Below are 26,030 nucleotides of genomic sequence, written 5' to 3'. Positions count from 1 at the left end.
AGTCTTTGGTTTTATGCATGTCGTCGTCCCAAAAACCGCGACCACTTTTGGGCGACATGCATCAACTCAAGCTTCGCGGAACCGGTATCCGACTCCGTAAAGGGTTTCGATCATTTCGAAGTCGTCATCGACGGCCTTGAACTTCTTGCGCAGCCGCTTGATGTGGCTATCGATGGTGCGGTCGTCGACATAGACCTGCTCATCATAGGCGGAATCCATCAGCGCATCACGGCTTTTTACCACGCCGGGGCGCTGCGCCAACGAGTGCAGGATGAGAAATTCGGTGACCGTCAGCGTCACCGGCTCGCCCTTCCAGGTGCAGGTATGGCGTTCCTGGTCCATGACGAGCTGGCCGCGTTCGAGCGAACGGGCCTGCTGGCTGGGCGCCTTTGCCGCAGCTTCGCGGGCGCTGGCGCGGCGCAGCACGGCGCGCACCCGCTCGACCAGCAGGCGCTGCGAGAACGGTTTGCGGATGAAATCGTCGGCGCCCATCTTGAGGCCGAAAAGCTCATCGATCTCATCGTCCTTCGAGGTCAGGAAGATCACCGGCAGGTCGGACTTCTGCCGCATCCGGCGCAACAGCTCCATGCCGTCCATGCGCGGCATCTTGATGTCGAGGATGGCGAGATTCGGCGGCCGCGCCGCCAGGCCTTCCAGCGCCGACGCACCATCCGTGTAGGTCTCGACGCGATACCCCTCGGACTCGAGGGCGATCGACACCGATGTCAGAATGTTGCGGTCGTCATCGACAAGCGCGATTGTTGCCATTTCAAGCGGCTCCCTCATGAGCTGTCCCTTCTGTCTTAGAGAAGGGGCTTTTGCAGGACAAATTAGGTACAAAATGTGGCACAGGCTCCACCCGCTGTCGCGGACGGCTTGCCGGCGGCCCCATCGGAACCTCTACACGGGTTGGACGAACACTGTGTGCCAATCCTTTGGGCAACCACCGTGATTCTTTGCACATATAAACGATTTAAACAACTTTCAAAATTTTTAAATCGATTAATGATTTGATATCATTCGAGTTTTCTGGTTCTCACCGTCTCAGCCCCTAACGCGGGCTCGCCGGAAACGCGCCGGCAAAGTGCGGCGAATCCAGAAGAAGGGACCCTTGATGTCGGAAGTCGGCAAACGCAATTCTGCTTGCGCGATCGATCGTATCGGCCTGAAAACCACCGGCACGGTGCATTATAATTTTGGTGCGGCCGCCCTTTATGAGGCAGCGATCCGTCGTGGCGAGGCCCGGTTGACCGCCGGCGGCGCGCTGCTTGCCGAGACCGGCCAGCACACTGGCCGCTCGCCCAAGGACAAGTTTGTCGTCCGCGATGGCGCCACCGAGCCCCATGTCTGGTGGGACAACAACAAGGCGATTTCGGCGGGCCAGTTCGAAATGCTGCTCGCCGATTTCCTTGTCCACGCCGCGAATAGCGATCTCTATGTGCAGGACCTCGTCGGCGGCGCCGATGCCGAGCTGAAGCTGCCGACGCGGGTCATCACCGAATTCGCCTGGCACTCGCTGTTCATCCGCAATCTTTTGATCCGCCCGCAGGCCGCCGAGCTCGAGGATTTCGTGCCGGAGATGACGATCATCGACCTGCCGTCCTTCCGCGCCGATCCGGCCCGCCACGGCAGCCGCACCGAAACGGTGATTGCGGTCGATCTCACCCGCAAGATCGTGCTGATCGGCGGCACTTCCTATGCCGGCGAGATGAAGAAATCGGTGTTCACCATGCTCAACTATCTGCTGCCGGAAAAGGGCGTCATGCCGATGCACTGCTCGGCCAATGAGGGCCCGGGCGGCGACGCAGCGATCTTCTTCGGGCTTTCCGGGACGGGCAAGACGACGCTGTCGGCCGATCCGTCACGTACGCTCATCGGCGACGACGAGCACGGCTGGGGACCGCACGGCATCTTCAACTTCGAAGGCGGCTGCTACGCCAAGACGATCCGGCTGTCGGCCGAGGCCGAGCCGGAGATTTTCGCCACCACGCAGCGTTTCGGCACGGTGCTGGAAAATGTCGTGCTCAACGCCGACCGCGTGCCGGACTTCAACGACGGCCGGCTCACCGAAAACACGCGCTGCGCCTATCCGCTGGATTTCATCCCCAATGCCTCGAAGAGCGGACGGGCCAGCCACCCGAAAAACATCATCATGCTGACCGCCGATGCCTTCGGCATCATGCCGCCGATCGCACGGCTGACCCCGGCGCAGGCGATGTACCACTTCCTCTCCGGCTACACCGCCAAGGTGGCCGGCACCGAGAAGGGCGTTACCGAGCCGGAAGCGACGTTCTCGACCTGCTTCGGCGCCCCGTTCATGCCGCGCCACCCCAAGGAATACGGCAATCTGCTGCGCGAGCTGATCGCCCGCCACGGCGCCGATTGCTGGCTGGTCAACACCGGCTGGACCGGCGGCGCCTACGGCACCGGCAAGCGCATGCCGATCAAGGCGACGCGCGCCTTGCTGGCCGCAGCGCTTGACGGTTCGCTGAAGGCGTCCGGTTTCCGCACCGACGCCAATTTCGGCTTCGAGGTGCCGGTTGCTGTGCCTGGCGTCGACAGCGCCATTCTCGACCCGCGTTCGACCTGGGCCGACAAGGCAGCCTATGACCGGCAGGCAGCGCGATTGGTCGGCATGTTCGCCGTCAACTTCGAGAAATTCGAGAGCCATGTCGATGCCGTCGTGCTCGGCGCAGCACCCCGCCTGCAGGAAGCTGCGGAATAGTCGAGGCGTCTTCACCGAAGCATCCTTGAAAGGCGCGATCTCGATCGGGCCTTTTCTTTTTTGGTCCGCCGCGCCATGACTGCGGCATGCCTATCGACGACATCATCATATCGGACGAAGCCGTAATCCATCCGGGCGACCTGCACGAGGATTTCATCCGCTCGTCGGGTCCCGGCGGCCAGAACGTCAACAAGGTGGCGACCGCCGTCCAATTGCGCTTCGACGCCGCCAATGCGGCTGGCCTGTCCGAACGCGTGCGCGCGCGCACGATCAAGCTCGCCGGCCAGCGCGCCACTAAGGACGGCGTCATCGTCATCGAGGCCGGCCGCTTCCGCACCCAGGAGCAGAACCGGGCCGATGCCCGGGCAAGGCTGACGGCGCTGGTCGCCAAGGCCGCGGAACCGCCGCCGCCGCCGCGCAAGAAGACCAGGCCGTCGAAAGGCTCGGTGGAGCGGCGGCTGCAAAGCAAGGCAGGGCGCGGCACGATCAAAAAGCTGCGCGGCCGGGTAGAGAACGACTAAGGACCGCGCCGACTGCGTGCATAAAGCGGCCTCCCCTTCGGAACCGCAGACGCAAGGTTTCACCATTGCCACAGCAAGGGAGACCGACAACGGTGGCTTTCGGGTCGCCGTTTCTGATTGGCGGTGGCATGGTTTCAGTATCAACCGGAGGCGAAGTCATGCTCGTTCTGCCCAAAGGCGTCCGCCATATGCCCGGCTATCTGTCCCGCGCGGCGCAGGAAGCGCTGGTGGAAGAGGTGAGGACAATTGTACAGCGGGCGCCGCTGTACGTGCCGGCGATGCCGCGGACCGGCAAGGAGATGAGCGTGCGCATGACCAATTGCGGCACGCTCGGCTGGGTCACTGACAAGGAGCTGGGCTATCGCTACCAGCCAACGCACCCACTCACCGGAGAGCCATGGCCGCCGATCCCGGACGTGCTGCTGCAATTGTGGCGGGAGGTCGCCGCCTATCCGAATCCGCCGGAGGCCTGCCTGGTCAATTTCTATACGCAGGACGCCAAAATGGGTCTGCACCAGGATCGCGACGAAGCCGATTTCTCGGCCCCAGTGGTCTCGGTGTCACTTGGCGACGATTGCCTGTTCCGGGTCGGCCAAGTGACGGGCAGGGGGGCCACACGCGACGGCGGTACCAAATCGTTCCGCCTGAAAAGCGGCGACGTCGTCGTGCTCGGCGGCGAAGGCCGGCTCTGCTTCCACGGCGTCGACCGCATCTATCCGTCGACCTCGGCGCTGCTGAAAAATGGCGGCCGGATCAATCTGACGCTGCGGCGGGTGACCTTGCCTTGAAGAGGTGAGAGTGCATTCTTGCACTTACTGAACCACTGACCTTGCGAATGAAAAATCCCTAACGGAATTTAAGGTTTCGGCCGCTAGTCTGCGCCAAAACGTCATCATTCCCGGTGTGGATACCATGCTCGAAATCGAATCCGAAGTGATTTGGCGCTACATTCGAAATGCCGCATGGCGCACGGTTTCGATCGCCCGCTCGGATGCATCGCTCTACCTGTTCATTGGCATCTACACTGCAACGGGGCTGGGGTTTCTGGCTTGGGTCGGCGCGCTCCATCGCACCGCATACCAGACCTACGTGCCGATATGGCTTATGGTTTTCGGTTTCGTGCTGCCGGCGGTATCGCTTCTCCTGGAAACCGGCTGGCTTTTGCATCGATTTGAGCGTCGGCGGAAATTTGCTGCGGGCAAGATGTTCTCAGCCGAGCGGATGGCGGTTCTCTTTTCCGGCATATGTCTGTTGATGGGCATCATGATTTTCCAAAGCACCTTCACCTCGGTCAAGAACGGCATGTCCGTCCTGTGGAAAGGGTTCCCCTATGATCGCGCCTTGGCAGATATCGATGCCTATCTGCATTTCGGCACTGATCCGTGGCGATGGCTCTACGTTATCGGCAAGCATGACTGGGTACGGGAATCCGTCGGATGGAACTACGACATGCTGTGGTTCATCATTTGCTACAGCATGCTGTTTTTCATTGTCACGTCACCACGCACCACGCATCTGAAGAGACGCTATGTGCTGTCCTTCATGGTGGTGTGGGTGGTCGTCGGAAACATCCTGGCCGGGCTGTTCATGTCGGCCGGACCGGCGTTCTACGGCTATGTCACCGGCGATGTGCCACGCTTCGGTGAACAGCTTTCGTTTCTTGCGCAAAGCCGGTCGGCGAGTTCCGCCGCCGTGTACCAGCAGTATCTGTGGACGCTCCAGACCGAGGGTGTGACTGGACTCGCGTCGGGAATATCGGCATTTCCAAGCGTTCATGTCGCCTTGATCACCCTGAATGCGGTGTATACCTGGGAGTACGACCAGCGGTTGGGCGCCATCGCATTTCTGTATGTCGCCTTCATAGTCGCGAGTTCGGTCTATCTTGGTTGGCACTATGCGATCGATGGTTATGCGGCGGTCGCGCTCACGATCGCCCTATGTGCGGCCGTCCGCAAGCTGGTACCCGACGGCGAAATCCTGATGCCAGGCCCGGCCCGGCAATCGGCGGCTGGCGGCAGCCGCCCGGAGGCGGTCGTCACAGTTTCCTGAGCGCCACTTCCTCGACCAGATGATTGGCGCCCTTGCGCAGGATGAGGTCGGCCCGCGCCCGTGTCGGCACGATGTTCTCGCGCAGGTTTTTCAGGTTGATGTTGGCCCACAAGCCTTCCGCAATGGCGCGCGCGGCGTCTTCCGAAAGCTGCGAATAGCGGTGGAAGAAGGAGTCCGGATTGCGGAAGGCCGTCTCGCGCAGGCGCATGAAGCGGGCGATGTACCATTGGTGGATCAGCTTCTCGTCGGCATCTATATAAATGGCGAAATCGAAGAAATCCGACAGGAACGGCACGATCTTGCCGTCCTTTGGCAATTTGCCGGGTTGCAGAACGTTGATGCCTTCGAAGATCAGAATGTCTGGCCGGTCGATGGTGACGAACTCGCCGGGAATGACGTCATAGGTCAAATGCGAATAGACGGGCGCGCGGACATTGCGCTGGGCCGACTTGATGCCCGACAGGAAACGCAGCAGCGCACCGACATCGTAGCTGTCGGGAAAGCCCTTGCGCTCCATCAGATTGTCGCGTCGCAACACCTTGTTGGGCAGCAGGAACCCGTCGGTAGTGATGAGATCGACCTTGGGGCTCGACGGCCAGCGCGCCAGAAGCTCCTTCAGCACGCGCGCCGTGGTCGATTTGCCGACCGCAACCGAACCGGCAATGCCGATGATGAACGGTGTCTTGACCACATCCAGCGCGTTGAAGAAGGCCTGGCGCTGGCGAAACAGCAACTGGCTGGCCTCGACATGCGCCGAAAGCAGCCGCGAGAGCGACAGATAGATGCGCTTGACTTCTTCCAGGTCGACCGGATCGTTCAGTGAGCGCAGACGGTTGATCTCGTCTTCGCCCAGCGTCATCGGCGTGTCGGCGCGGAAGTTCGACCATTGCTCGGCCGAGAAGAAACGATAGGGGGAATATTTCTCGGTCGGAGCGAGCTGGTCCATCGAGTTTCCTGCCCTCTAGAGCATGAGGCCGAAAAGTGTGAAGCGGTTTTCGGGCGACATCATGCTCCCTCTATCAATTTAGAGACGGATTCAGATTTAAGGCCTCGGCCCGAAATCATCCGGCTCTCGCGGTCAGCCTTTCGGCCGGGATGCCTTTTCAGTGACGCCCGAACGGCCGGTACGGCCCTCAAGCTCCTTCAGCACCTCGCCCAGCGAAACGCCGGCCATGCCAAGCACGACGAGCCAATGATATATGAGATCGGCACTTTCGGAAACGAGGGCATTTTTGTCGCCCTTGACGGCGGCAATGACGGTCTCGACTGCCTCTTCACCAAGCTTCTGCGCCGCCTTGTCGATGCCTTTGGCGAACAGTTTTGCCGTCCACGAGTCCGGGTCGCCGGAACGGGCGCGTTCGCCAATGATCGTTTCCAGATCGGACAGCGAAAATTCAGCCATGGCGCAGCCTACAGCCTTTGTGGAGTGGATTGAACCGGGTAGTCCAGCCGCATCGGTAGCCCGGCCTCGGCCATATGCGCCTTGGCTTCCGCAATCGTGTAAGTGCCGAAATGGAAGATCGAGGCCGCGAGCACGGCGCCGGCGTGGCCGTCGCGAATGCCCTCGACCAGATGGTCGAGCGTGCCGACGCCGCCCGACGCGATGACCGGCGCGCGCACCGCATCCGCTATCGCGCGGGTCAGCGCAATGTCGTAACCGGCCTTGGTGCCGTCGCGGTCCATCGAGGTCAGCAGGATCTCGCCAGCGCCGCGATCGACCATTTTTCGCGCGAACTCGACCGCATCGATGCCGGTCTTTTCGCGGCCACCGTGGGTGAAGATCTCCCAGCGGCCGGGCTCTTTCGGCGCCGACACCCTCTTGGCGTCGATGGCGACGACAATACACTGGTTGCCGAACTTGTCGGCGGCTTCGGCGACGAAATCGGGATTCTTCACCGCCGCAGTGTTGATCGACACCTTGTCGGCGCCGGCCAGCAACAGTTTGCGGATATCGGCGACCTGGCGCACGCCGCCGCCGACGGTCAGCGGCATGAAGCATTGTTCGGCGGTGCGGGCGACGACGTCGAAGATGGTTTCACGGTTGTCGGACGACGCGGTGATATCGAGAAAGCAAAGCTCGTCAGCGCCGGCCGCGTCATAGGCTTTGGCCGCCTCGACCGGATCACCGGCATCGATGAGGTCGACGAAATTGACGCCCTTGACGACGCGGCCGTTCTTGACGTCAAGGCAAGGGATGACTCGGGCCTTCAGCATCAGCCCTTCTCCATCGTCGCCAGCAACTCGCTGAGCAGTTCGCCGACCAGCGGCGGAACCTCGGCCTGCGCATCGAACGCCGGATCGTAGGCGGAAATGGTGATGCCGGAAATCGGCAGCAGGCCGGCCATGCCGCAGACAGCCTGGCGCAGCTGTTTCGGCTCCGGGCCGCCGGGCGTGGTGTAGCGGTTGGCCTGCAGCGCCCCGGGGTCGTGCACGTCGAGATCGAGATGCAGGTGCACCCGCTTCGCATCCGGCGCCTTCAGCCTGCCGCTCGCCGTCGCCCAGTCCGGGCATTCGGTGCGGATGACCGGCAACGTCTTCAACAGCTCCGTTTCGGCCGGATCGAGATCGCGCGCGTTGACCAGCACGCAACGCGCCGGATCGATCGGCCGGAAGCCGGGGATGGCCGAGGCCATCGGCTTCCAGCACAGGCCGAGAACCGTGGCCAGCGCCATGCCGTCGAGAAAGCCGAAGATGGACGTCTCCGGGGTGTTGAGATCGCCATGCTGGTCGGCCCAGATGATCGCATCGGCATCCTCGCCGGCAACCGCACCGGCCGATGTCAGACAATTGCCGGCCAGCACGATGGGAAGCCGGCCGCGGTCTATGGCGATGCGGACCTCGCCGGAGACGGCACCGCACACGGCAAAGCCGGTGGCGATCTCGCGCTGCTGTTCGTCGCCAACCCTGCCGATATCGGTGACGACGACGTCGTGCCCGGAGAGCGTCAGCGCGTCGACAAGCCCGCCGGCGATGAGTGCATCCGGGCCTCGGCCCATGCCGCCGTGATAGTGGCCGCTGTCATAGGAGGCCAGAATGATGGAGATTTTCACGGCCGGGTCTCCATCGCCTTGCCCTGCAGCACCGCAAGCGCCTCGGCCGGGTCGATACGCCCGTCATAGAGCGCGCGGCCGGAGATGGCGCCTTCCAGTTTCTTCGCGTCGGGCATGGTCATGCGCACGATGTCGGCGAACGAAGCCAGCCCGCCCGAGGCGATGACCGGGATCGAGACGGCGTCGGCGAGATCGATCGTGGCATCCCAGTTGATGCCGGTCAGAACGCCGTCGCGGTCGATATCGGTGTAGATGATGGCGGCAACGCCGGCGCCTTCGAATTTCCGCGCCAGTTCGATGACGCCGAGGCTGGAGGCCTCGGCCCAGCCTTCGACCGCCACCTTGCCGCCCTTGGCGTCGATGCCCACGGCGATCTTTCCAGGAAATTCCTTGCAGGCTTCCCGGACCAGGTCGGGATCGCGCACCGCCACCGTGCCGAGGATGACGCGGGCCAGCCCGCGGTCGAGCCAGTCCTCGATCTGCGCCAGCGTGCGGATGCCGCCGCCGAGCTGCACCGGGTTTTTCGTCGCCTTGAGGATGGCGCCGACCGCCGCGCTGTTGACGCTCTGGCCCTTGAAGGCGCCGTTGAGGTCGACGACATGCAGCCATTCAAACCCTTGCTCTTCGAAGGCCTTGGCCTGGGCCGCAGGGTCGTCATTGTAGATGGTCGCGGTCGCCATATCGCCGTGCTTCAGCCGCACGCACTTGCCGTCCTTGAGGTCGATGGCCGGAAACAGGATCACCGTTCAGACCCCTTCCACAATGGCGAAATGCGAGGTCGAATAAGCGCGCCGGAATTTCAGCGCTGCCTGGTATTCGGGGGAATGGAAGCACGCCAGCGCGACCTCGTAGCTTTCGAACTCGACGATCACATGGCGATTGCCGGATGGCCCTTCCGGGCTTGACGACTGACCGCCTCGCGTCAGGAATTTCGCGCCGTATTTGTCGAACGCCGCTTTGTTGGCGGCGATGTATTTCGGATAGTTTTCCGGATCGGTCACATCGACCATCGCCATCCAGTAGCCCTTCTTGCTCATCTCAAGGCCTCCAGCGCAGGAAGTTGGTGATCAGTGCCAGGCCGAGCGCCTGGCTCTTTTCCGGATGGAATTGCGTGCCGGCAAGGTTGCCGTGCGCGACCGCCGCCGTTACCGGGCCGCCATAATCGGCGACGGCCAGCACTTCGTCCGGCCTTGTCGCGTCGAGATGGTAGGAATGAACGAAATAGGCGTGCAGACCCTTAGGCCCGGTCGCAATACCCGAAAACAGCGGGTGCTTGCGCTCCAGATCGATGGTGTTCCAGCCGATTTGCGGGATCTTCAGTGCCGGATCGGCGGGCGTGATCTCCTTGACGTCGCCGGCAATCCAGCCGAAGCCCTTGGTCACGGTCTTTTCCAGGCCGCGCTCCGACATCAGCTGCATGCCGACGCAGATGCCGAGGAACGGCCGCGCCTTGGCGATCGCTACCTCTTCCACCGCTTCCCACATGCCGGCGACGCCGCGCAGGCCCGCCGCGCAATCGGCATAGGCGCCGACGCCGGGCAAAACGATGCGGTCGGCGCTGCGCACACGCTCGGCATCGGCGGTCAGCTCGATGGCAGCCGCAATGCCGGCTTCATGCGCGGCGCGCTCGAAGGCCTTGGTGGCCGAGCGCAGATTGCCCGACCCGTAATCGATGATCGCGACCCGCATCTCAGGCTTTTCCCGGCGTATGGCTCAGGCCCAGCGTCAGCCCGGTCTGCGCCGGCCGGGCCAGGCTGGCGTCCGGCACGATGCGCGGCAGCGGCGCCGGCTCATCGGCAAGCGCCTCGGCGTCCAGTGACTGGCGGATGTCGGCATCGTCAGGATTGTCGGCTTCGACGACGCCCCATTCATGCCAGCCGCCGCGGCGCAGCGCTGCGAGCCGCAACCCTTGGCCTTCCAGCCCGATATAGAGCGACACCAGTAAAGACAGTGCGGAGCCGGCCCAGTCCAGTCCCAGCCATTGGCCGAGCACCGAGATGAGCCCCATGGCGACGAAGGCGAGCGCGGCCTCGATCCAAAGCCGGTGCCAAGCGAGCCACAGCGGCGCCACCAGGAAAGCCAGCCAGGAAAAACCGTCGCGGACAAAAATGGTTGCGTCGGCCGCCTCGGTGCGGCCTGGCGGTTCCATCACGACATAGATGGCCATCAGCCTACCCTTTCAGAGATCCCTTGGTGGAGGGAACCGCTTCCGGCTGGCGCGGGTCGCGCTCCAGTGCGAAACGTAGCGCGCGCGCCACCGCCTTGAAGCAGGTCTCGGCAATATGGTGGTTGTTGGCGCCATAATGGTTGGTGACATGCAGCGTGATGCCGGCATTCTGCGCCAGCGCCTGGAAGAATTCTCGCACCAGTTCGGTGTCGAACGTGCCGATCTTGGGCGACGAGAAGGCGACATTCCAGACCAGAAACGGACGGCCCGACACGTCGATCGCGGCCCGCGTCAGCGTCTCGTCCATGGCAAGGTCGACAGAGGCGTAGCGCATGATGCCGCGCCGCTCGCCCAGCGCCTTGGCCAGCGCCTGGCCGATCGCAATGCCGGTGTCCTCGACCGTGTGGTGGTCGTCAATGTGCAGGTCGCCCTTGGCCTTCACCGTGATGTCGATCAGCGAGTGGCGCGACAGCTGGTCCAGCATGTGGTCGAAGAAGCCGACGCCGCTCGACATGTCGGATTTTCCGGTGCCGTCGACATGGACCGAGACGCTGATCTCGGTTTCCTTGGTCTTGCGGCTGACTTCGGCGGAACGGGACGCCATGACCTTGTCCTTGGCTGAGGGGTTCGAAACTCAAGACGGGGTTCCAAGCTGTCATTTGCTTGAAAACGAAAGCCTTCTAGCAGCATGATCCGGCGATTGCCAGTTGCGATGCGGACAGCCACCGGCCATGGCGTACGCCGTTTGCAATCACCCGCCCCATGCATACATATGGCCGATCGAAATCACTCGTACCGCGCGCCAATCGCCTTATCGGGATCGCGCGAATCGGAGCTAAAAATGTCCAATGAACTGAGTATGCACGCCACAACCATCGTGACGGTGCGCAAGGGCAACAAGGTGGTGATCGCCGGCGACGGCCAGGTCAGCCTTGGCCAGACCATCATGAAAGGCAACGCCAAAAAGGTGCGCCGCATCGGCAAGGGCGGCAATGTCATTGCCGGTTTCGCCGGCGCCACAGCGGACGCTTTCACCCTTCTGGAGCGGCTCGAAGCCAAGCTCGAACAATATCCCGACCAGTTGACACGCGCCTGCGTCGAGCTCGCCAAGGACTGGCGCACCGACCGTTATCTGCGCCGGCTGGAAGCGATGATGCTGGTGGCCGACAAGTCGGTTTCGCTGGCGCTCACCGGCACCGGCGACGTACTGGAGCCCGAATTCGGCGTCATGGCCATCGGTTCCGGCGGCAACTATGCGCTGGCCGCTGCCCGCGCGCTGATGGACAGCGACAAGGATGCCGAGGAGATCGCCCGCAAGGCGATGCAGATCGCCTCCGACATTTGCGTCTACACCAACAACAACTTTGTTGTCGAAACGCTCGATGCCGGCTAACCCGCCGGTGCTCTATGATTTTCGACCGGTTGCCGAAAAAGACCTGCCCATGATCGCCGGCTGGCTGGCCGAGCCGCATGTCGCCGAATGGTGGGACGATCCGGAGACGGAAATCGCCGAAATCCGGGAGCACATCGACTCTATTTCTGTAGAGCCGCTGATCGTCGAGCTCGACGGCAGGCCGATCGCCTATCTGCAGAGCTACGATCCGCATCTGGAAGACGGCCATCCCTATGCCGACCAGCCGTTCGGCACGCTCGGCATCGACCTGTCGATCGGCGTGCCGGACCTGGTCGGCAAAGGTCATGGCTCGGCTATCGTCAGGCAATTCGTTGAGCAACTGTTCGAGGAAGGCGCGCCGCGCGTCATCATCGATCCGCATCCCGACAATGGCCGCGCCATCCGCGCCTATGAAAAGGCGGGCTTCAGGGCTATCGATCGCAGACACTCTAGATATGGGGACGTCGTGCTGATGTCTGTCGATGCCAAAGAGAGCGACGCGGAAGAAGGGGAATGAGTTGATGGCGACACCGGGCACTGCCAAAAATTACTCGGCCTATGAAGACAGCTGGCGCATGGGGCTTCTGCTCGTGCTCGCTCTGCTCATCTTCCAGGCCGGCGCGCTTTACGGCATGGGCCGCACGCCGATCTGCACCTGCGGTTACGTCAAACTCTGGCACGGTGTGGTGAACAGTTCGGAGAATTCCCAGCATATTTCCGACTGGTACACGTTCTCGCACATCATCCACGGCTTCCTGTTCTACGCCTTGGCCTGGTTCCTCTTCCCGCGCTCGCCAATCGGTCTGCGCCTGGCTTTCGCCGTTGTCATCGAGGGCGGCTGGGAACTCCTGGAAAACAGCCCGTTCATCATCGAGCGCTACCGCGCCGGCACCATTTCGCTGGATTACTATGGCGATAGCATCATCAATTCGGTGTCCGACACGCTGGCCATGGTGCTGGGGTTTGTGATGGCCAGAAAGCTACCTATATGGGCGGTCGTCGGCCTCGCCCTCATCTTCGAACTGGGTGTCGGCTACCTCATCCGGGACAATCTGACGCTCAACGTGATCATGCTGCTGCATCCGTTCGAGTCCATCAAGCAGTGGCAAAGTGGAATTCAGTGATATGACCACCTTCTCTCCCCGTGAAATCGTTTCGGAACTCGACCGCTTCATCATCGGCCAGAAGGACGCCAAGCGCGCCGTGGCCATTGCCTTGCGCAACCGCTGGCGCCGCCAGCAGCTGGAAGGCCAGATGCGCGAAGAGGTGATGCCGAAGAACATCCTGATGATCGGCCCGACCGGCGTCGGCAAGACCGAGATCTCGCGCCGCCTGGCGCGGCTCGCCGGTGCGCCTTTCGTCAAGGTCGAGGCCACCAAGTTCACCGAAGTCGGCTATGTCGGCCGCGATGTCGAGCAGATCATCCGCGACCTGGTCGAGATCGCCATCGGCCTGGTGCGCGAGAAGATGCGCGAGGACGTGAAGGCGCGCGCGCACCTCAATGCCGAGGAGCGCGTGCTGGAAGCCCTGGTCGGCAAGACGGCGAGCCCGGCGACCCGCGATTCCTTCCGCAAGAAGCTGCGCGACGGCGAGCTCGATGACAAGGAGATCGAGATCGAGGTTGCCGACACCGGCACCGGCGGCATGCCCGGCTTCGAGATCCCCGGCATGCCGGGCGCTAATATCGGCGTGCTCAACATCAACGACATGCTGTCGAAGGCGATGGGTGGCAAGAAGACCAAGGCGCGCAAGACGACGGTCAAGGAGTCCTACGCGCTGTTGGTCAACGACGAGTCCGACAAGCTGCTCGACCAGGACGAGGTGGTGCGCCGGGCGCTCGACGCGACCGAAAATGACGGCATCGTCTTCCTCGACGAGATCGACAAGATCGCCTCGCGCGAAGGCGGCATGGGCGCCGGCGTCTCGCGCGAAGGCGTGCAGCGCGACCTGCTGCCGCTGATCGAAGGCACGACGGTGGCGACCAAATACGGACCGTTGAAGACCGACCACATACTGTTCATCGCCTCGGGCGCCTTCCATGTCTCCAAGCCGTCCGACCTGTTGCCGGAATTGCAGGGCCGCCTGCCGATCCGTGTCGAGTTGCGGGCGCTGGAGAAGGACGATTTCATTCGCATCCTCACCGAGACCGAGGCCAGCCTCATCAAGCAGTATATCGCGCTGATGAAGACCGAAGGCGTCGACCTCACCTTCACCGACGATGCCATCGATTCGCTGGCCGGCATCGCTGTCGACCTCAACGCTAGCGTCGAAAACATCGGAGCGAGACGCCTGCAGACGGTGATGGAGCGCGTGCTGGACGAGATCTCCTACGACGCGCCCGACCGCAACGGCACCAGCGTCGCCATCGATGCCGCCTATGTGGAAAAGCATGTCGGCGACCTCTCGCGAAACACAGATTTGTCGCGATTCATCCTTTAAACGAGGGCGCCGGTTCATCCGGCGCCGGTATTAGAGCGCCGCGCGTCCTTTGGACGCGCAAAGGTCGCTCTAACAGTATTGAATCGACGCATCGGACTTTCCAAAAATCGGTTTCGATCTTTGGGCCGATGCTTAGGCAACAGTTTCCGGCAAACATCATCGTGTGTGGCCGGATGGTATCATGCGGCCACCTTTCGTCTTGCTGGCTGCAAGGGCGCTCTCGACTCGACCGGGAGCTTTACCTAATTTGCGCGGCAATTCTCTAGGCGGCGGCGCATGAAAAAACTGATCCTGCTCATTCTTGGCTTGACGCTGGCGGCGACGCTGTTCGCGGCTGACGCGGCGACATTGGTGCCGGCGGGCAACCGCAATGTCGTGCAGCCTGACATACCGGGCGCCTCCAGCCGCCGCACCCAGGCCACCAACACCACCTTCCAGGCCAAATACCGCAAGGTCTACGCTCTGTTGCAGAACGACGCCGAATTGCGCGCCAAAATCAGGAAGGCGGCTGCCGCTTACGGCATCAACCCCTTGCACATCGTCGGCGCCATCGTCGGCGAGCACACCTACAATGTCGATGCCTACGACCGGCTGCAGACCTACTACGTCAAGGCGATCTCCTACCTCTCCAGCAAGCTGTCCTTCGCCTATGACGGCGAGGACATCACCGATTTCGTGCAGCGGCCGGAATTCAAGAAGTGCACAATGTCGGACAGCTACGACCTGTGGGAATGCCGCGAGCAGGTGTGGAACCGCTCCTTCCGCGGCAAGACCGTCGGCGGCACCAGCTTTCCCAACGACCGCTTCGGCGCCACCTTCTTCCAGCCCTATTATGCCGGCCAGACCTTTGGCCTCGGCCAGCTCAACCCGCTGACCGCGCTGCAGATGAGCGATCTCGTGCACAAGGTGTCGGGGCTGCCCGAGCTCGATGTCGCCGATCCCAATGGGGTCTACAAGACCATCATGGATCCGGATCTGACATTGCCCTACGTGGCAGCGACGATCAGGAAGTCGATTGACGCCTACAAAAACATTGCCGGCTTCGACATCTCAGGCAATCCGGGGCTGACCGCCACGCTCTACAATGTCGGCAATCCCGAGCAACGCGCCTATGCGCTGAAGGCTGAGAACGACAAGCGCCGCGCCGCGGGTGAGACGGTGAAGCTGCCGGAAGAGAATTATTACGGCTGGCTGGTAAACGACAAGCTGGACGAGCTGAAGGCGCTGTTTTAAGGCTGGGGCCTTTACCTCCCCTTGTGGGGAGGTCGGACCAAAGGTCCGGGTGGGGGTCGGTGCCGCACCCCACCCCGCTGCTTCGCAGCGACCCTCCCCACAAGGGGAGCATAAAACTTACGCCGCCAGCAACGACTTCAGCTTCACATCCGGCGACCCCAACGCCTCCGGCGCCGGCCTAGCCCGCATGGCGATCAGCATCTCGGCCAGCCTGATGTCGCGCGCCACGGCATTGCCCGTACCGAGGCCGCTCGCCGCCACCAGCCTGCCATCCTCGGCCAGATGAAACAGAATAAAAGCACCACCGTCGCCGAGATCGCGGCGGACCGTGCTTTTGCCCTCGTCGGGAAGGCCGGCGATCTGCAGCGACAAACCATACTGATCCGACCAGAACCATGGCACCGCGGCATGCGCTTCGCGGGCGCCCAGCATGTTCTTCGCGGCCAGCGCACCCTGTTCCTGCGCATTGCGCCAGGCTTCCAGCCGCACCCGCCGGCCAGCATAGACAGCGAGCGGAAACGAGCAGCAATCGCCGGCGGCGAAGATGTCGGGATCGATTGTTTGGAGTTCGCCATTGACGGCGATGCCGTTATCGACGGTCAGGCCCGCTTCCGCGGCAAGCCCGGTCACCGGCACGGCGCCGATGCCGATGACGGCGAGATCGGCTGTTATCTCCTGCCCGTCGGCGAGCGTGATCCGCACCTCGGCGCCATCATCGGCGACGGTAGCAATGCCCTGGCCAGTGAGCATGGTCACGCCTTCGGCTTCATGCGCCCGATGGATGATTTCGGCGATCTCGGCTGGAACCCCGCGCATGAGGATGCGCGGCTGCGCCTCAATGACCGTGACGCTGGCCCCGAGCTTGCGCGCCGAAGCGGCGAGCTCCAGGCCGATAAAGCCACCACCAATGATGGCGATGCGGTTTGCCGGGCTGAGGTGGGCGCGAATGGCCAGCGCGTCGGCAAAGGTGCGGAGGTAGACGCAGCGCGACCCCAGTCCCGGCATCGGCAGCTTGCGCGGTGTCGAGCCGGTCGCCAGCAGCAGCTTGTCGTAGGGCAGGGCCGAACCGTCCGACAGCCGCACCATATGCGCCGGGCGGTCGATCGCCACCGCTTGAACGGAATGGATATGCCGGATCGATTTCTCGGCCAGAATTTCGTCGCTGGCGATCGTCTTGATCTCGGCCGCGTCGCTCGTCATTGCGTCCTTGGACAGGGGCGGCCGCTCATAGGGCAGATGGGGTTCGTCACCCACCAGCGTCACCGGCCCGTGATAGCCCAGCTCGCGCAGTGTCAGCGCTGCCCGCCCGCCGCACTCGCCGGCGCCAATGATGACCATTCCCGCCTGCATGGTCCTACCCGATCTGGATCAGCACTTTGCCGGCCTCGACCTTTACCGGATACGTGGCGAGATTGACGCAAACCGGCGCGCCGCGTGCCGCCCCCGTCTTGTAATTGAAGCGGCCATTGTGCTTGGGGCACTCGATGATGTCATCCATCACCAGCCCGTCGGCCAGATGCACCTTTTCGTGCGTGCACAGGCCATCGGTGGCGAAGTAGTCGTCATCGGGGCTGCGATAGATGGCGAAGGTGCGGCCGCCATGGTCGAAGCGCATCACATCTTCTTCGTCGATGTCGCCGGCAGCACAGGCTTCGATCCAGTCGCTCATGTGTTCCTCCCAAAAGCAATTCCAGGAAAAGTGCGTTGCGGTTTTCCGTTCGGAGTTGCGTCAAAACAAAAGCTTAATCGCGCGATCATTCCGCCGCGGCGGCGACGGCGTCGTTGTGGAGTTCCTCGCGATAGGGCCGCGCCGTTGGCGGCAGTTCGCGCTTGAGGAAATAGTCCTCGTTGCGCAGCTGGCGCAAAAAGGCCGGGATCATCTCGCGATAGCCGGCCAGGATCGACGGCGTCGGCGCCGGCAGATCGTGCTTGATCAGCGCATGCAGTTTAGGCAGCGCATGATAGGGCACCATCGGGAACATGTGGTGTTCGACGTGATAGTTCATGTTCCAGTAGATGAAGCGGCTGACCGGGTTCATGTAGACGGTGCGGCTGTTCAGCCGGTGGTCGATGACATTTTCCGCGAGCCCGCCATGCTGCAGCAGGCCGACCATGACATGATGCCAGGCGCCGTAGAGCCGGGGCAGCCCGACCAGCATCAGCGGCAGCCATGAACCGAAATAAAGCGCCAGCGCGATCGTCACGGCATAGATCGCCGTCCAGATGCGGGCGATGCGAATGGCTTTAGGCTGCTCCTGTTCGGGGATAAAAGTCTTTTCCGCCGCGCTGATATTGCCGGCGGCATTGCGCAGCATGTCCGACATCGCATGCCAGGCATCCAGCACGCCGATAAAGCCAAGCGCGACCCGGAACAGATCCGGCGGCCGCATGACGGAGATTTCCGGGTCGCGGCCGACGATGATGGTGTCGGTGTGGTGGCGGGTGTGGCTCCAGCGCCAGGTCACCGGATTGCGCATGATCATGAAGCAGGCGATCTGGTAGACGGCGTCGTTCATCCATTGGGTGCGGAAGGCGGTGCCATGGCCGCATTCGTGCCAGCGCGAATCGGTCGACGAGCCGTAGAGCACGCCATAGACGAAGAAGAACGGCACGCACCACCAGCTGCCCCAGAACCAGGCGCCTCCGGCGGCACTCAGGATCAGCGCCGCCAGCCAGATCGCGGTGTCGCGGATCGCCGGCCCGTCGGAGCGCTGCATCAGCTCCTTCATCTGCTTGCGCGGAATATCGGTGTGATACCACTCGGCCGCCGACAGGCCGGTCTCGACGGCGAGCTTGGAATCGCGGCCGATCAGGCTGTAGTCGCGCCGGGACGGTGGTGTGGATAGTGTCGCTTCCATAGGGGCTGCCTCCGTCGGCCACAGCATCCGTCAGGACGGATATGTCCATTACAGGCGCCTGTGTCCGAGCGCAAAATAGCGCCATGCGGTGATAGTCTCAATATCACAAAGATAGTTTCTATCATTTTCCATCAGAACGATGTAAGCAGTTGCAGGCACTCATGCGGGACAGTCATGGCAAAACGGCCAACCATCACCGATCTGGCGCGCATCTCCGGCGTTAGCGTCGCCACTGTCGACAGGGTGCTGAACAACCGGCTGCCGGTGCGCGAGGAAACCGCGCGCCGCGTCTATGAGGCGGCGACCGGCATCGGCTACCACGCCGCCGGGCTGATCAAGCGGCGCATGCGCCAGGAATTGCCGGAATACCGCCTCGGCTTTCTGCTGCTGCGGGGCAATGATGTTTTTTACGGCGATTTCGCGAGGGAGCTAGAAATGGCGGTCTCGCAATCGCAGCGCTTCCGCGGCGTCGCCACCATCGATTTCGCCAGCTCGCTAGCCGCCGACGAGATCGCCGCCCAGATGCGCAAGCTGGCAGCGAAATCCAGAGCAATCGCCGTTGTCGGTCCGGACCATCCGACGCTGACGGCGGTCGTGGAGTCGCTGAAAGCGAGGGGGCAACCTGTCTTCTCGCTGCTGTCCGACTTTGCCGCTGGCATCCGTGAGGGATATGTCGGCCTCGACAATCGCAAGGTCGGTCGCACCGCGGCCTGGATGATCGCCAGGGCGGCAAAGAACCCCGGCAAGGTCGCCCTTTTCGTCGGCAGTCATCGCTTCCACGGCCATGAACTGCGCGAGATCGGATTTCGCTCCTTCTTCCGCGAACATGCGCCGGACTTCACGGTGATGGAAACGCTGGTCAATCTGGAAGCCAACCAGGTCACCCACGATGCGATGATCGATCTCCTGGTGCGGTATCCGGATCTTGCCGGCTGCTATGTCGCCGGCGGCGGCATGGAAGGCGCGGTGTCGGCGCTGCGCGCAGCGAAGCCCGCAAACATGCCGGTGGTCGTCTGCAACGAGATCAACGCCGAATCGCGCGCGGCACTCGCCGACAACATCCTGACAATGGTGATCTCGACGCCGCTCGCCGCCTTGTGCCGCGAGCTTGTCGACCTGATGGCGCATTCCATCGAGGCCGGCGCCGCCAACGCGCCGGGCCAGACCTTTCTGCCCTTCGACATCTATCTGCCGGAAAATATCTAACGCGTTGCCGCGCCGACCCGTTCGGCGCGGGCTCTCCGGCGATGATAGAATCTATCAGATTCTGCCTTCAGACTCGGCCTGGGCCGCTGTCGGCCTCGATTCGACGTGAAATTGCGGCGCGGCGACCGAAAATCCGCTTTCCGACTTAGGAATCGCTCTTGACGTCTCGCGAAAAAATGGAATAAATATTTCATCAGATTGGTATTTTGGTTCTTTCGTTCCGGAACATCTGTTTCAAACTGGGAGCCTGGCGTTCCATCCCTTGGACAAAACGCCATACGGAACAGGAAGGCATCAGGGAGAGATTCCTCGGGCTATCGGGGATTCCGGGTAGATCGGTGCAGCCGGACACCAATGTGGAGGAGAAACACAATGAAGAAACTGATTTTGGGCGTCGCCTTTGCGGCGCTGATGAGTTCGTCCGCTTTTGCCGCCAAGGTCGGCGTGTCGATGGCCAAGTTCGACGACAACTTCCTCACCGTGCTGCGCAACGGCATGATCGAGCAGGCCAAGGGCATGAGCGGCGTGGAACTGCAGGTCGAGGACGCGCAGAACGACGTCGCCAAGCAGCTCGACCAGATCAAGAACTTCGCCGCCTCGGGCGTCGACGCCATCATCGTCAACCCGGTCGATACCTCGGCCACGCAGGCGATGTCGGACGCCGCCGCAGCCGCCAAGATCCCGTTGGTCTATGTCAACCGCCAGCCGGTCAATGTCGACACGCTGCCGGACAACCAGGCCTTCGTCGCGTCGAACGAGGCCGATTCCGGCACGCTCGAGACCAAGGAAGTCTGCCGCCTGTTCACCGAGGCCGGCAAGAAGGAAGCCAATGTCTATGTCATCATGGGCGAGCTTTCCAACCAGGCCGCCGTGCAGCGCACCAAGGACATCGAAGAGGTGATCGCCACGCCGGAGTGCAGCTTCATCAAGATCATCGACAAGCAGACTTCGAACTGGAACCGCGACGAAGCGCAGAACCTGATGACCAACTGGCTGTCAACCGGCAAGCCGTTCGACGGCGTCATCGCCAACAATGACGAAAGCGCCATCGGCGCCATCCAGGCGATGAAGGCCGCCAACATCGACATGAAGACGGTCGTCGTCGGCGGTGTCGACGCCACGCAGGACGCGCTTGCCGCCATGCAGGCCGGCGACCTCGATGCCACCGTGTTCCAGGATGCGGCCGGCCAGGGCGCCGGCGCGCTCGACGCGGCACTGAAGCTCGCCAAGGGCGAGAAGGTCGAGCACAAGGTCTACGTGCCCTTCCAGCTGGTTACGCCGGCCAACATCGACAAGTTCCTGAAGAAGAACTGAGCCGGCAACTCACGCGTAAGCAATTCCAGGAAAAAGTGTGAAGCGGTTTTCCGTCCGGAATTGCGACAAACAAACAAGAGAGCGGCGCAACCGCGCCGCTCCCGTTTCCCCCACCGCCCTGAGGGGCGGAAGGGCAAATGCGGCCTCACGGAGGACAAGGCATGTCACAGACATCTCATGGCGTCGGCGGGGTCAGCTATGACGCGAAGAGGCGGACATGGCCGGCCGAATTCAACGTCTTCCTGGCGCTGGTCATTCTGGTCGTCATCTTCGAACTGATCGGCCGCATCTTTCTTGGCGACAGCTTCCTGTTCAACACGCGCGACAACGTCGCCGGGATCTTCAATGAGGCCCGCCTGCAGATCATCATCCTGCAGGTGTCGATCGTCGGCATCATCGCCATCGGCGTCACTCAGGTGATCATTTGCGGCGGCATCGACTTGTCCTCGGGCTCGATCGTCGGCGCCACCGCCATGATCGCCATGAGTTTTGCCCAGGTGGCGACGGTCAACGGTAACCCCAACCCCAAGGCGATGTTCCTGGCGCAAGGCTGGACCGACCTGCCGGTCATCGTGCCGGTACTGGTCGCCATCGGCTGCGGTCTGCTCGCCGGTCTCGTCAACGGCTCCTTGATTGCATACACGCGCATTCCGCCGTTCATCGCCACGCTCGGCATGATGGTGACCGCGCGCGGCATTGCCAAATGGTGGTCCAAGGGTCAGCCGATCTCGTTTCCGACCGAAAGTTTCGCTGGTATCGGCAAGGGCCTGATGCCGGTCATCATCTTCCTGTCGCTGGCGGTGCTGTTCCAGCTGATCATGACCTACACACGCTACGGCAAGCACTGCTACGCCATCGGCTCCAACGAGGATGCCGCGCGCATGTCGGGCATCAAGATCGCCAACCACAAGATCCTCGTCTATGTCATTGCCGGCATCCTCGCCGCGCTGGCCGCCGTCGTGCTCTCCTCCAAGAACCTGACAGCACAGTCCGGCATGGGCCTCATGTACGAGCTCGACGCCATCGCCATGGCGGTCATCGGCGGCGTCTCTTTGTCGGGCGGCCGCGGCTCGATCGTCGGCACCGTGATCGGCTCGCTGATCTTCGGCGTCATAATTTCCGGCTTCACCTTCCTGCGCCTCGACGCCTACTATCAGGAGATGGTCAAGGGCGTGATCATCGTCGGCGCGGTCGTTCTCGACCAATGGCGCCAGCGCATGCGGGCATTGAGGGCTTGACCATGCCAGATATCTCCACGACAGACATCGTCCTGAAGACCGAAAACCTGACCAAACGCTATGGCGGCGTCCATGCGCTGGAAGGCGCGAATTTCGAGCTGCGCAAGGGCGAGCATGTCGCCATCATGGGCGACAATGGCGCCGGCAAATCCACCTTCGTGCGCCAGATCACCGCCGTCGAGCAACGCACCAGCGGCCAGATCTGGTTCGACGGCAGGGAAGTGAATTTTGCCGGGCCGATCGAAGCGCGCACGGCGGGCATCGAGACCGTGTTCCAGAATCTGGCGCTGGCCGACGATCTCGACGTGCCGTCGAACCTGTTCCTCGGCCGCGAAAAGGTGCTGTTCAATCTCGGGCCGTTCTCGATCCTCGACCGCAAATACATGCGCAAGGCGACCGAGGCGGCGCTGATCCGCACGGCAGTGAAAATCCCCAACCTCTCCAACACCATCCGCCACATGTCGGGCGGCCAGCGCCAGTGCGTTGCCATCGCCAGGACGGCGACCTTCGCCTCCAAGCTGATCATCATGGACGAGCCGACGGCAGCCCTTGGCGTGCAGGAGACCGCGCAGGTCGAAAACATCATCCGCACGCTGAAGGACAATGGCGAACCGCTGATCCTGATCAGCCACAACATGCGCCAGGTGTTCGACCTGTGCGACCGTATCGTCGTCTTCCGGCGCGGCCGCATCGTCGCCAACCTGCGCAAGGAAAACACCGACGGCAACGACATCGTCTCCTACATCACCGGCGCCAAGACCGGGGAGGCGGAACTCGCGGCCTGAACAGGATGGTCATCCTGTTTTCTGGCGTGCTCGAAAAATTATCTTGCCACCTTTCTCAAAAGGAAGGTGGAGACACAACTCTCTCGAACCCATCCCCCTAGAGGAAATACCCCATGACTGTTCGTTTCGCCCTCCTCGGTGCCGGCCGCATCGGCAAGGTCCATGCCCGCGCCGTCGGCTCCAACCCGCAGGCCAGACTGGTGGCCGTTGCCGACGCTTTTGAAAAGGCGGCGACCGAGTTGGCAACCGCCTATGGCGCCGAAGTGCGCACCATCGACGCGATCGAGAAGGCCAAGGACGTCGACGCCGTGGTCATCTGCACGCCGACCGACACCCATGCCGATCTGATCGAGCGTTTCGCCAAGGCCGGCAAGGCGATCTTCTGCGAGAAGCCGATCGACCTCGACGTCAAGCGTGTCGAGAAATGCCTTGCCGTGGTCGACAAGGCCAAGGCGACGCTGATGGTCGGTTTCAACCGCCGCTTCGATCCGCATTTCGCCGCCGTGCGCAAGGCGATCGACGACGGCGCGATCGGCAAGGTCGAGATGGTCACCATCACTTCGCGCGATCCAGGTGCGCCGCCGGTCGACTACATCAAGCGCTCGGGCGGCATCTTTCGCGACATGACCATCCACGATTTCGACATGGCGCGCTTCCTGCTCGGCGAAGAGGTGGTCGCGGTCAGCGCCCATGCCTCGGTTCTGGTCGACGAGAAGATCGGTGAGGCCGGCGATTTCGATTCGGTCAGCGTCATCCTCGAAACCGCGTCCGGCAAGCAGGCCGTCATCTCCAATTCGCGCCGCGCCACCTATGGCTACGACCAACGCATAGAGGTGCATGGTTCCAAGGGCATGGTCGCCGCCGAAAACCAGCGGCCGGTGTCGATAGAGGTCGCCAACGAGAAGGGCTATACCCGCCCGCCGCTGCACGATTTCTTCATGACCCGCTATCTCGACGCCTACGCCATCGAGATTGCCGCCTTCATCACTGCTGCAACCTCGGGCAAGAAGGCATCGCCGAGCGGCGCCGACGGCCTCGTGGCGCTGAAGCTGGCCGATGCCGCGCTGAAGTCGGCGACATCGGGCAAGACCGTCCGTCTCGACAAGTAAGAACCGGAACCAAGGCACAGGAGCAGAGCGATGAGCACATCCGCCGATCGCAATTCGAACACGCGCGCCATCGTCACCGGCGGCGCGCAAGGCATCGGCTTTGCCGTCGCCGAAGCGCTGGCCGACGAGGGCTGCAAGGCGCTGGCGCTCATCGGCCGTTCGCAGGAGAAGGGCGACAAGGCTGTCGCCCACTTCAAGAAGGCAGGCGTCGATGCGATCTTCATCAGCGCCGACGTCTCGAAAGTGGCGGACTGCAAGCGCGCGGTGGCAACCGCGATCTCGCATTTCGGCACCGTCAACGCGCTGGTCAACGCCGCCGCCACCTCCGCGCGCGGGTCGCTGGTCGAAACCTCCGAGGAGACCTTCGACCAGATTTTCCAGACCAACGTGCGCGGCCCGTTCTTCCTGATGCAGGGCGTGGTGGCCCATCTCCTGGACCAGAAGGCGCCGGGCTCGATCGTCAACGTGCTGTCTATGTCGGCGCATTGCGGCCAGTCCTTCCTGGCGCCCTATTCCTCGAGCAAGGGTGCGCTGGCGACGCTGACCAAGAACGTCGCCAACGCCTATCGTTTCAACCGCATCCGCTGCAACGCCGTGCTGCCGGGCTGGATGGACACCGAGGGCGAGGACATCGTGCAGAAGAAATGGCACGGTGCCTCCGACGACTGGCTGGCAAAGGCAGAGGCCGGCCAGCCCATGGGCCAACTGGTGAAGCCCGACCAACTGGCGCGGCTGATCAGCTACATGGCCAGCCCGCAATCCGGTGTCATGACCGGCTCGCTGGTCGACTATGACCAGAACGTCGCGGGGACCTCGCCGGAGTAGCTTCAAACCCTGTTGCAGCAACATCGCCATTCCCAGATAGTCATGATAGTCATGATAGTCACGAGGGATGCGATGCTAACGTCATCCAAAGGCACCAACTGGACGGTTGCCGGGGCAAAAGCCCGGCTCTCCGAGGTCATCGAGCGCGCGCAGTCCTCGCCGCAGACGATCACCAAGAACGGCAAACCAAGCGTGGTTGTCGTCTCGGCCGAGGAATGGCAGCGCAAGATCGCACGCAAGGGTACGCTTGCCGAGTTCCTGCTGGACTCGTCGCTGCGCGGCGCCGATCTCGAGCTTGAACGTCAGCGCGACGAACCGCGTGACCTGCCGCTGTGAGACTGCTGCTCGACACGAACGTCCTGTCCGAGGTGACGAGGCCAGCGCCTGTCGCACGTGTCCTGGGCTGGCTGGACGAGCTTGATGAGGACCGCTCCTTCATCAGCGTAGTGTCGATCGCCGAGATCCGGCGCGGCGTCTCTCTGATGGATGAGGGCCGCAAACGCGAGGCGCTGGCCGAATGGCTCGCCCGGGACCTGCCCCAGCGCTTCGAACAGCGGGTTTTGCCGGTGAACGATGCGGTTGCCTTGGCCTGGGGCGACCTGATGGGTTTTGGCAAGCGCCGCGGTCGTGGTCTATCGTCGATGGACGGCCTGATCGCAGCCACTGCGATTGCGCACGAGCTCACCTTGGCAACGCGCAATACGAAACATTTCGAAGGCTTAGGGCTTGAACTCCTCGATCCATGGACGGCATGAGCCGCTCCGCGTTATACGTGTTGGCGATTGGCGAACCGTCGGCACTTCGTCATCCACGGGCGGAGCAAGGAGCGTGGCGACGCAGCGCAGACCCGAGGATCCATGCCGCGACTTCAGAGCGCTGCTACGGTCCAGAATTCTGCTCCGCCGCACTCCACGGCCCAGGTCACGGAATGGATCCCAGGGTCTCCGCGACGGAGCTTCGCTCCTGCTCCGCCCAGGGATGACGAAATCGCGAGGATTCGGCCCATCCCGAATTGTCTCCGCATACCCCACGTGACAAGCGCCTCCGCATCGACTATATGAGCCTCATGATCAACCTGACCGCCACCTATTGGTACTTTACGAGCTCGCTGGCGGCGG

Annotated in this window: 30 protein-coding genes; 17 read left to right on the top strand and 13 right to left on the bottom strand. The window is 62.5% G+C overall.

The window, feature by feature from the left end:
• Window positions 1-66: 66 nt before the first annotated feature.
• Window positions 67-768, bottom strand: coding sequence for a response regulator transcription factor (locus tag NKI46_RS06250; protein ID WP_010912942.1), 702 nt, complete (start codon window positions 766-768; stop codon window positions 67-69).
• A gap of 346 nt (window positions 769-1,114) precedes the next feature.
• Between NKI46_RS06250 and NKI46_RS06245 the strand changes: the two genes are divergently transcribed.
• From NKI46_RS06245 to NKI46_RS06230, 4 genes are all read left to right on the top strand, one after another.
• The gene (locus tag NKI46_RS06245) at window positions 1,115-2,725 is read left to right on the top strand and encodes a phosphoenolpyruvate carboxykinase (RefSeq protein ID WP_023695997.1); all 1,611 of its coding nucleotides are present in this window, start codon (window positions 1,115-1,117) and stop codon (window positions 2,723-2,725) included.
• Between the two features lie 86 nt (window positions 2,726-2,811).
• Window positions 2,812-3,246 carry an alternative ribosome rescue aminoacyl-tRNA hydrolase ArfB gene (gene arfB, locus NKI46_RS06240; RefSeq protein ID WP_023672309.1) on the top strand — a complete coding sequence of 145 codons (435 nt, stop codon included), beginning with the start codon at window positions 2,812-2,814 and terminating at the stop codon, window positions 3,244-3,246.
• Window positions 3,247-3,404: 158 nt separating this feature from the next.
• Window positions 3,405-4,034 (top strand): alpha-ketoglutarate-dependent dioxygenase AlkB, encoded by a 630-nt coding sequence (locus tag NKI46_RS06235; protein WP_023739751.1) that lies wholly within the window; start codon window positions 3,405-3,407, stop codon window positions 4,032-4,034.
• Window positions 4,035-4,158: 124 nt separating this feature from the next.
• Window positions 4,159-5,295 carry a phosphatase PAP2 family protein gene (locus NKI46_RS06230; protein WP_023739750.1) on the top strand — a complete coding sequence of 379 codons (1,137 nt, stop codon included), beginning with the start codon at window positions 4,159-4,161 and terminating at the stop codon, window positions 5,293-5,295.
• Here NKI46_RS06230 and coaA read toward each other — a convergent pair.
• The 9 genes from coaA to hisB form a co-directional block, all read right to left on the bottom strand.
• Window positions 5,282-6,241, bottom strand: coding sequence for a type I pantothenate kinase (gene coaA / locus NKI46_RS06225; RefSeq protein WP_023672313.1), 960 nt, complete (start codon window positions 6,239-6,241; stop codon window positions 5,282-5,284). The two genes, NKI46_RS06230 and coaA, sit on opposite strands and share 14 nt — an antisense overlap.
• 132 nt (window positions 6,242-6,373) lie before the next feature.
• Window positions 6,374-6,697, bottom strand: coding sequence for a phosphoribosyl-ATP diphosphatase (locus NKI46_RS06220; protein WP_023672314.1), 324 nt, complete (start codon window positions 6,695-6,697; stop codon window positions 6,374-6,376).
• A gap of 8 nt (window positions 6,698-6,705) precedes the next feature.
• Window positions 6,706-7,512 carry an imidazole glycerol phosphate synthase subunit HisF gene (gene hisF, locus NKI46_RS06215; protein ID WP_023739749.1) on the bottom strand — a complete coding sequence of 269 codons (807 nt, stop codon included), beginning with the start codon at window positions 7,510-7,512 and terminating at the stop codon, window positions 6,706-6,708.
• On the bottom strand, window positions 7,509-8,345 hold the full coding sequence (locus tag NKI46_RS06210) for an arginase family protein (RefSeq protein WP_023702081.1): 837 nt from the start codon (window positions 8,343-8,345) through the stop codon (window positions 7,509-7,511). The genes hisF and NKI46_RS06210 overlap by 4 nt, the downstream gene beginning before the upstream one ends.
• Window positions 8,342-9,088: a 1-(5-phosphoribosyl)-5-[(5-phosphoribosylamino)methylideneamino]imidazole-4-carboxamide isomerase gene (gene hisA / locus NKI46_RS06205; protein WP_352745334.1), complete on the bottom strand. Its 747-nt coding sequence runs from the start codon at window positions 9,086-9,088 to the stop codon at window positions 8,342-8,344. Before hisA ends, NKI46_RS06210 begins: the two co-directional genes overlap by 4 nt.
• A 3-nt stretch (window positions 9,089-9,091) precedes the next feature.
• Window positions 9,092-9,382: a DUF1330 domain-containing protein gene (locus tag NKI46_RS06200; protein WP_023672318.1), complete on the bottom strand. Its 291-nt coding sequence runs from the start codon at window positions 9,380-9,382 to the stop codon at window positions 9,092-9,094.
• Window position 9,383: 1 nt separating this feature from the next.
• The gene (gene hisH / locus NKI46_RS06195; protein ID WP_023739748.1) at window positions 9,384-10,034 is read right to left on the bottom strand and encodes an imidazole glycerol phosphate synthase subunit HisH; all 651 of its coding nucleotides are present in this window, start codon (window positions 10,032-10,034) and stop codon (window positions 9,384-9,386) included.
• A 1-nt stretch (window position 10,035) separates the two neighbouring features.
• The gene (locus NKI46_RS06190) at window positions 10,036-10,512 is read right to left on the bottom strand and encodes a DUF2628 domain-containing protein (RefSeq protein WP_023739747.1); all 477 of its coding nucleotides are present in this window, start codon (window positions 10,510-10,512) and stop codon (window positions 10,036-10,038) included.
• 4 nt (window positions 10,513-10,516) lie between these two features.
• On the bottom strand, window positions 10,517-11,116 hold the full coding sequence (hisB, locus tag NKI46_RS06185; protein ID WP_023672321.1) for an imidazoleglycerol-phosphate dehydratase HisB: 600 nt from the start codon (window positions 11,114-11,116) through the stop codon (window positions 10,517-10,519).
• A 237-nt stretch (window positions 11,117-11,353) separates the two neighbouring features.
• On the opposite strand from hisB, the gene hslV reads away from it, so the two are divergent.
• The 5 genes from hslV to NKI46_RS06160 all read left to right on the top strand — a co-directional run bounded on the left by hslV (window position 11,354) and on the right by NKI46_RS06160 (window position 15,577).
• Window positions 11,354-11,905 (top strand): ATP-dependent protease subunit HslV, encoded by a 552-nt coding sequence (gene hslV / locus NKI46_RS06180; protein WP_023672322.1) that lies wholly within the window; start codon window positions 11,354-11,356, stop codon window positions 11,903-11,905.
• The gene (locus tag NKI46_RS06175) at window positions 11,895-12,422 is read left to right on the top strand and encodes a GNAT family N-acetyltransferase (protein ID WP_352459979.1); all 528 of its coding nucleotides are present in this window, start codon (window positions 11,895-11,897) and stop codon (window positions 12,420-12,422) included. Before hslV ends, NKI46_RS06175 begins: the two co-directional genes overlap by 11 nt.
• Window positions 12,423-12,426: 4 nt before the next feature.
• Window positions 12,427-13,029, top strand: a complete 603-nt coding sequence (locus NKI46_RS06170) for a DUF2585 domain-containing protein (RefSeq protein ID WP_352459978.1) — start codon at window positions 12,427-12,429, stop codon at window positions 13,027-13,029.
• 1 nt (window position 13,030) lies between these two features.
• Window positions 13,031-14,344, top strand: coding sequence for an ATP-dependent protease ATPase subunit HslU (gene hslU, locus NKI46_RS06165; protein ID WP_023672325.1), 1,314 nt, complete (start codon window positions 13,031-13,033; stop codon window positions 14,342-14,344).
• Window positions 14,345-14,620: 276 nt separating this feature from the next.
• Window positions 14,621-15,577, top strand: coding sequence for a DUF1402 family protein (locus NKI46_RS06160; RefSeq protein WP_352459976.1), 957 nt, complete (start codon window positions 14,621-14,623; stop codon window positions 15,575-15,577).
• A gap of 117 nt (window positions 15,578-15,694) precedes the next feature.
• On the opposite strand, the gene NKI46_RS06155 is transcribed toward NKI46_RS06160, so the two are convergent.
• The 3 genes from NKI46_RS06155 to NKI46_RS06145 all read right to left on the bottom strand — a co-directional run bounded on the left by NKI46_RS06155 (window position 15,695) and on the right by NKI46_RS06145 (window position 18,435).
• Window positions 15,695-16,915, bottom strand: coding sequence for an NAD(P)/FAD-dependent oxidoreductase (locus tag NKI46_RS06155; protein ID WP_352459975.1), 1,221 nt, complete (start codon window positions 16,913-16,915; stop codon window positions 15,695-15,697).
• Between the two features lie 16 nt (window positions 16,916-16,931).
• Window positions 16,932-17,246, bottom strand: coding sequence for a MocE family 2Fe-2S type ferredoxin (locus NKI46_RS06150; protein ID WP_023672328.1), 315 nt, complete (start codon window positions 17,244-17,246; stop codon window positions 16,932-16,934).
• Between the two features lie 85 nt (window positions 17,247-17,331).
• Window positions 17,332-18,435, bottom strand: coding sequence for a fatty acid desaturase family protein (locus NKI46_RS06145; RefSeq protein ID WP_352745329.1), 1,104 nt, complete (start codon window positions 18,433-18,435; stop codon window positions 17,332-17,334).
• A 174-nt stretch (window positions 18,436-18,609) separates the two neighbouring features.
• On the opposite strand from NKI46_RS06145, the gene NKI46_RS06140 reads away from it, so the two are divergent.
• From NKI46_RS06140 to NKI46_RS06105, 8 genes are all read left to right on the top strand, one after another.
• Complete coding sequence (locus NKI46_RS06140; RefSeq protein WP_023684066.1) at window positions 18,610-19,641, top strand: LacI family DNA-binding transcriptional regulator; 1,032 nt, start codon at window positions 18,610-18,612, stop codon at window positions 19,639-19,641.
• A gap of 372 nt (window positions 19,642-20,013) precedes the next feature.
• Window positions 20,014-20,955, top strand: coding sequence for a sugar ABC transporter substrate-binding protein (locus tag NKI46_RS06135; protein ID WP_023684065.1), 942 nt, complete (start codon window positions 20,014-20,016; stop codon window positions 20,953-20,955).
• Window positions 20,956-21,116: 161 nt separating this feature from the next.
• The gene (locus tag NKI46_RS06130; RefSeq protein ID WP_023823983.1) at window positions 21,117-22,193 is read left to right on the top strand and encodes an ABC transporter permease; all 1,077 of its coding nucleotides are present in this window, start codon (window positions 21,117-21,119) and stop codon (window positions 22,191-22,193) included.
• A 2-nt stretch (window positions 22,194-22,195) separates the two neighbouring features.
• A complete protein-coding gene (locus NKI46_RS06125) occupies window positions 22,196-22,978 on the top strand; it encodes an ATP-binding cassette domain-containing protein (protein ID WP_027049093.1) in 783 nt (260 codons plus the stop codon).
• Between the two features lie 113 nt (window positions 22,979-23,091).
• The gene (gene iolG, locus NKI46_RS06120; protein ID WP_023703752.1) at window positions 23,092-24,087 is read left to right on the top strand and encodes an inositol 2-dehydrogenase; all 996 of its coding nucleotides are present in this window, start codon (window positions 23,092-23,094) and stop codon (window positions 24,085-24,087) included.
• Window positions 24,088-24,117: 30 nt separating this feature from the next.
• On the top strand, window positions 24,118-24,912 hold the full coding sequence (locus NKI46_RS06115) for an SDR family oxidoreductase (protein WP_352745326.1): 795 nt from the start codon (window positions 24,118-24,120) through the stop codon (window positions 24,910-24,912).
• A gap of 72 nt (window positions 24,913-24,984) precedes the next feature.
• Window positions 24,985-25,248, top strand: a complete 264-nt coding sequence (locus NKI46_RS06110; protein WP_352745323.1) for a type II toxin-antitoxin system Phd/YefM family antitoxin — start codon at window positions 24,985-24,987, stop codon at window positions 25,246-25,248.
• Complete coding sequence (locus NKI46_RS06105; RefSeq protein ID WP_352745320.1) at window positions 25,245-25,667, top strand: type II toxin-antitoxin system VapC family toxin; 423 nt, start codon at window positions 25,245-25,247, stop codon at window positions 25,665-25,667. The genes NKI46_RS06110 and NKI46_RS06105 overlap by 4 nt, the downstream gene beginning before the upstream one ends.
• Window positions 25,668-26,030: the final 363 nt, after the last annotated feature.

The organism is Mesorhizobium sp. M0615, assembly GCF_040320805.1.
Classification (GTDB): Bacteria; Pseudomonadota; Alphaproteobacteria; order Rhizobiales; family Rhizobiaceae; genus Mesorhizobium.
The sequence above is the reverse complement of the archived record's forward strand: the minus strand, read 5'-3'. Positions and strand labels throughout refer to the sequence as shown.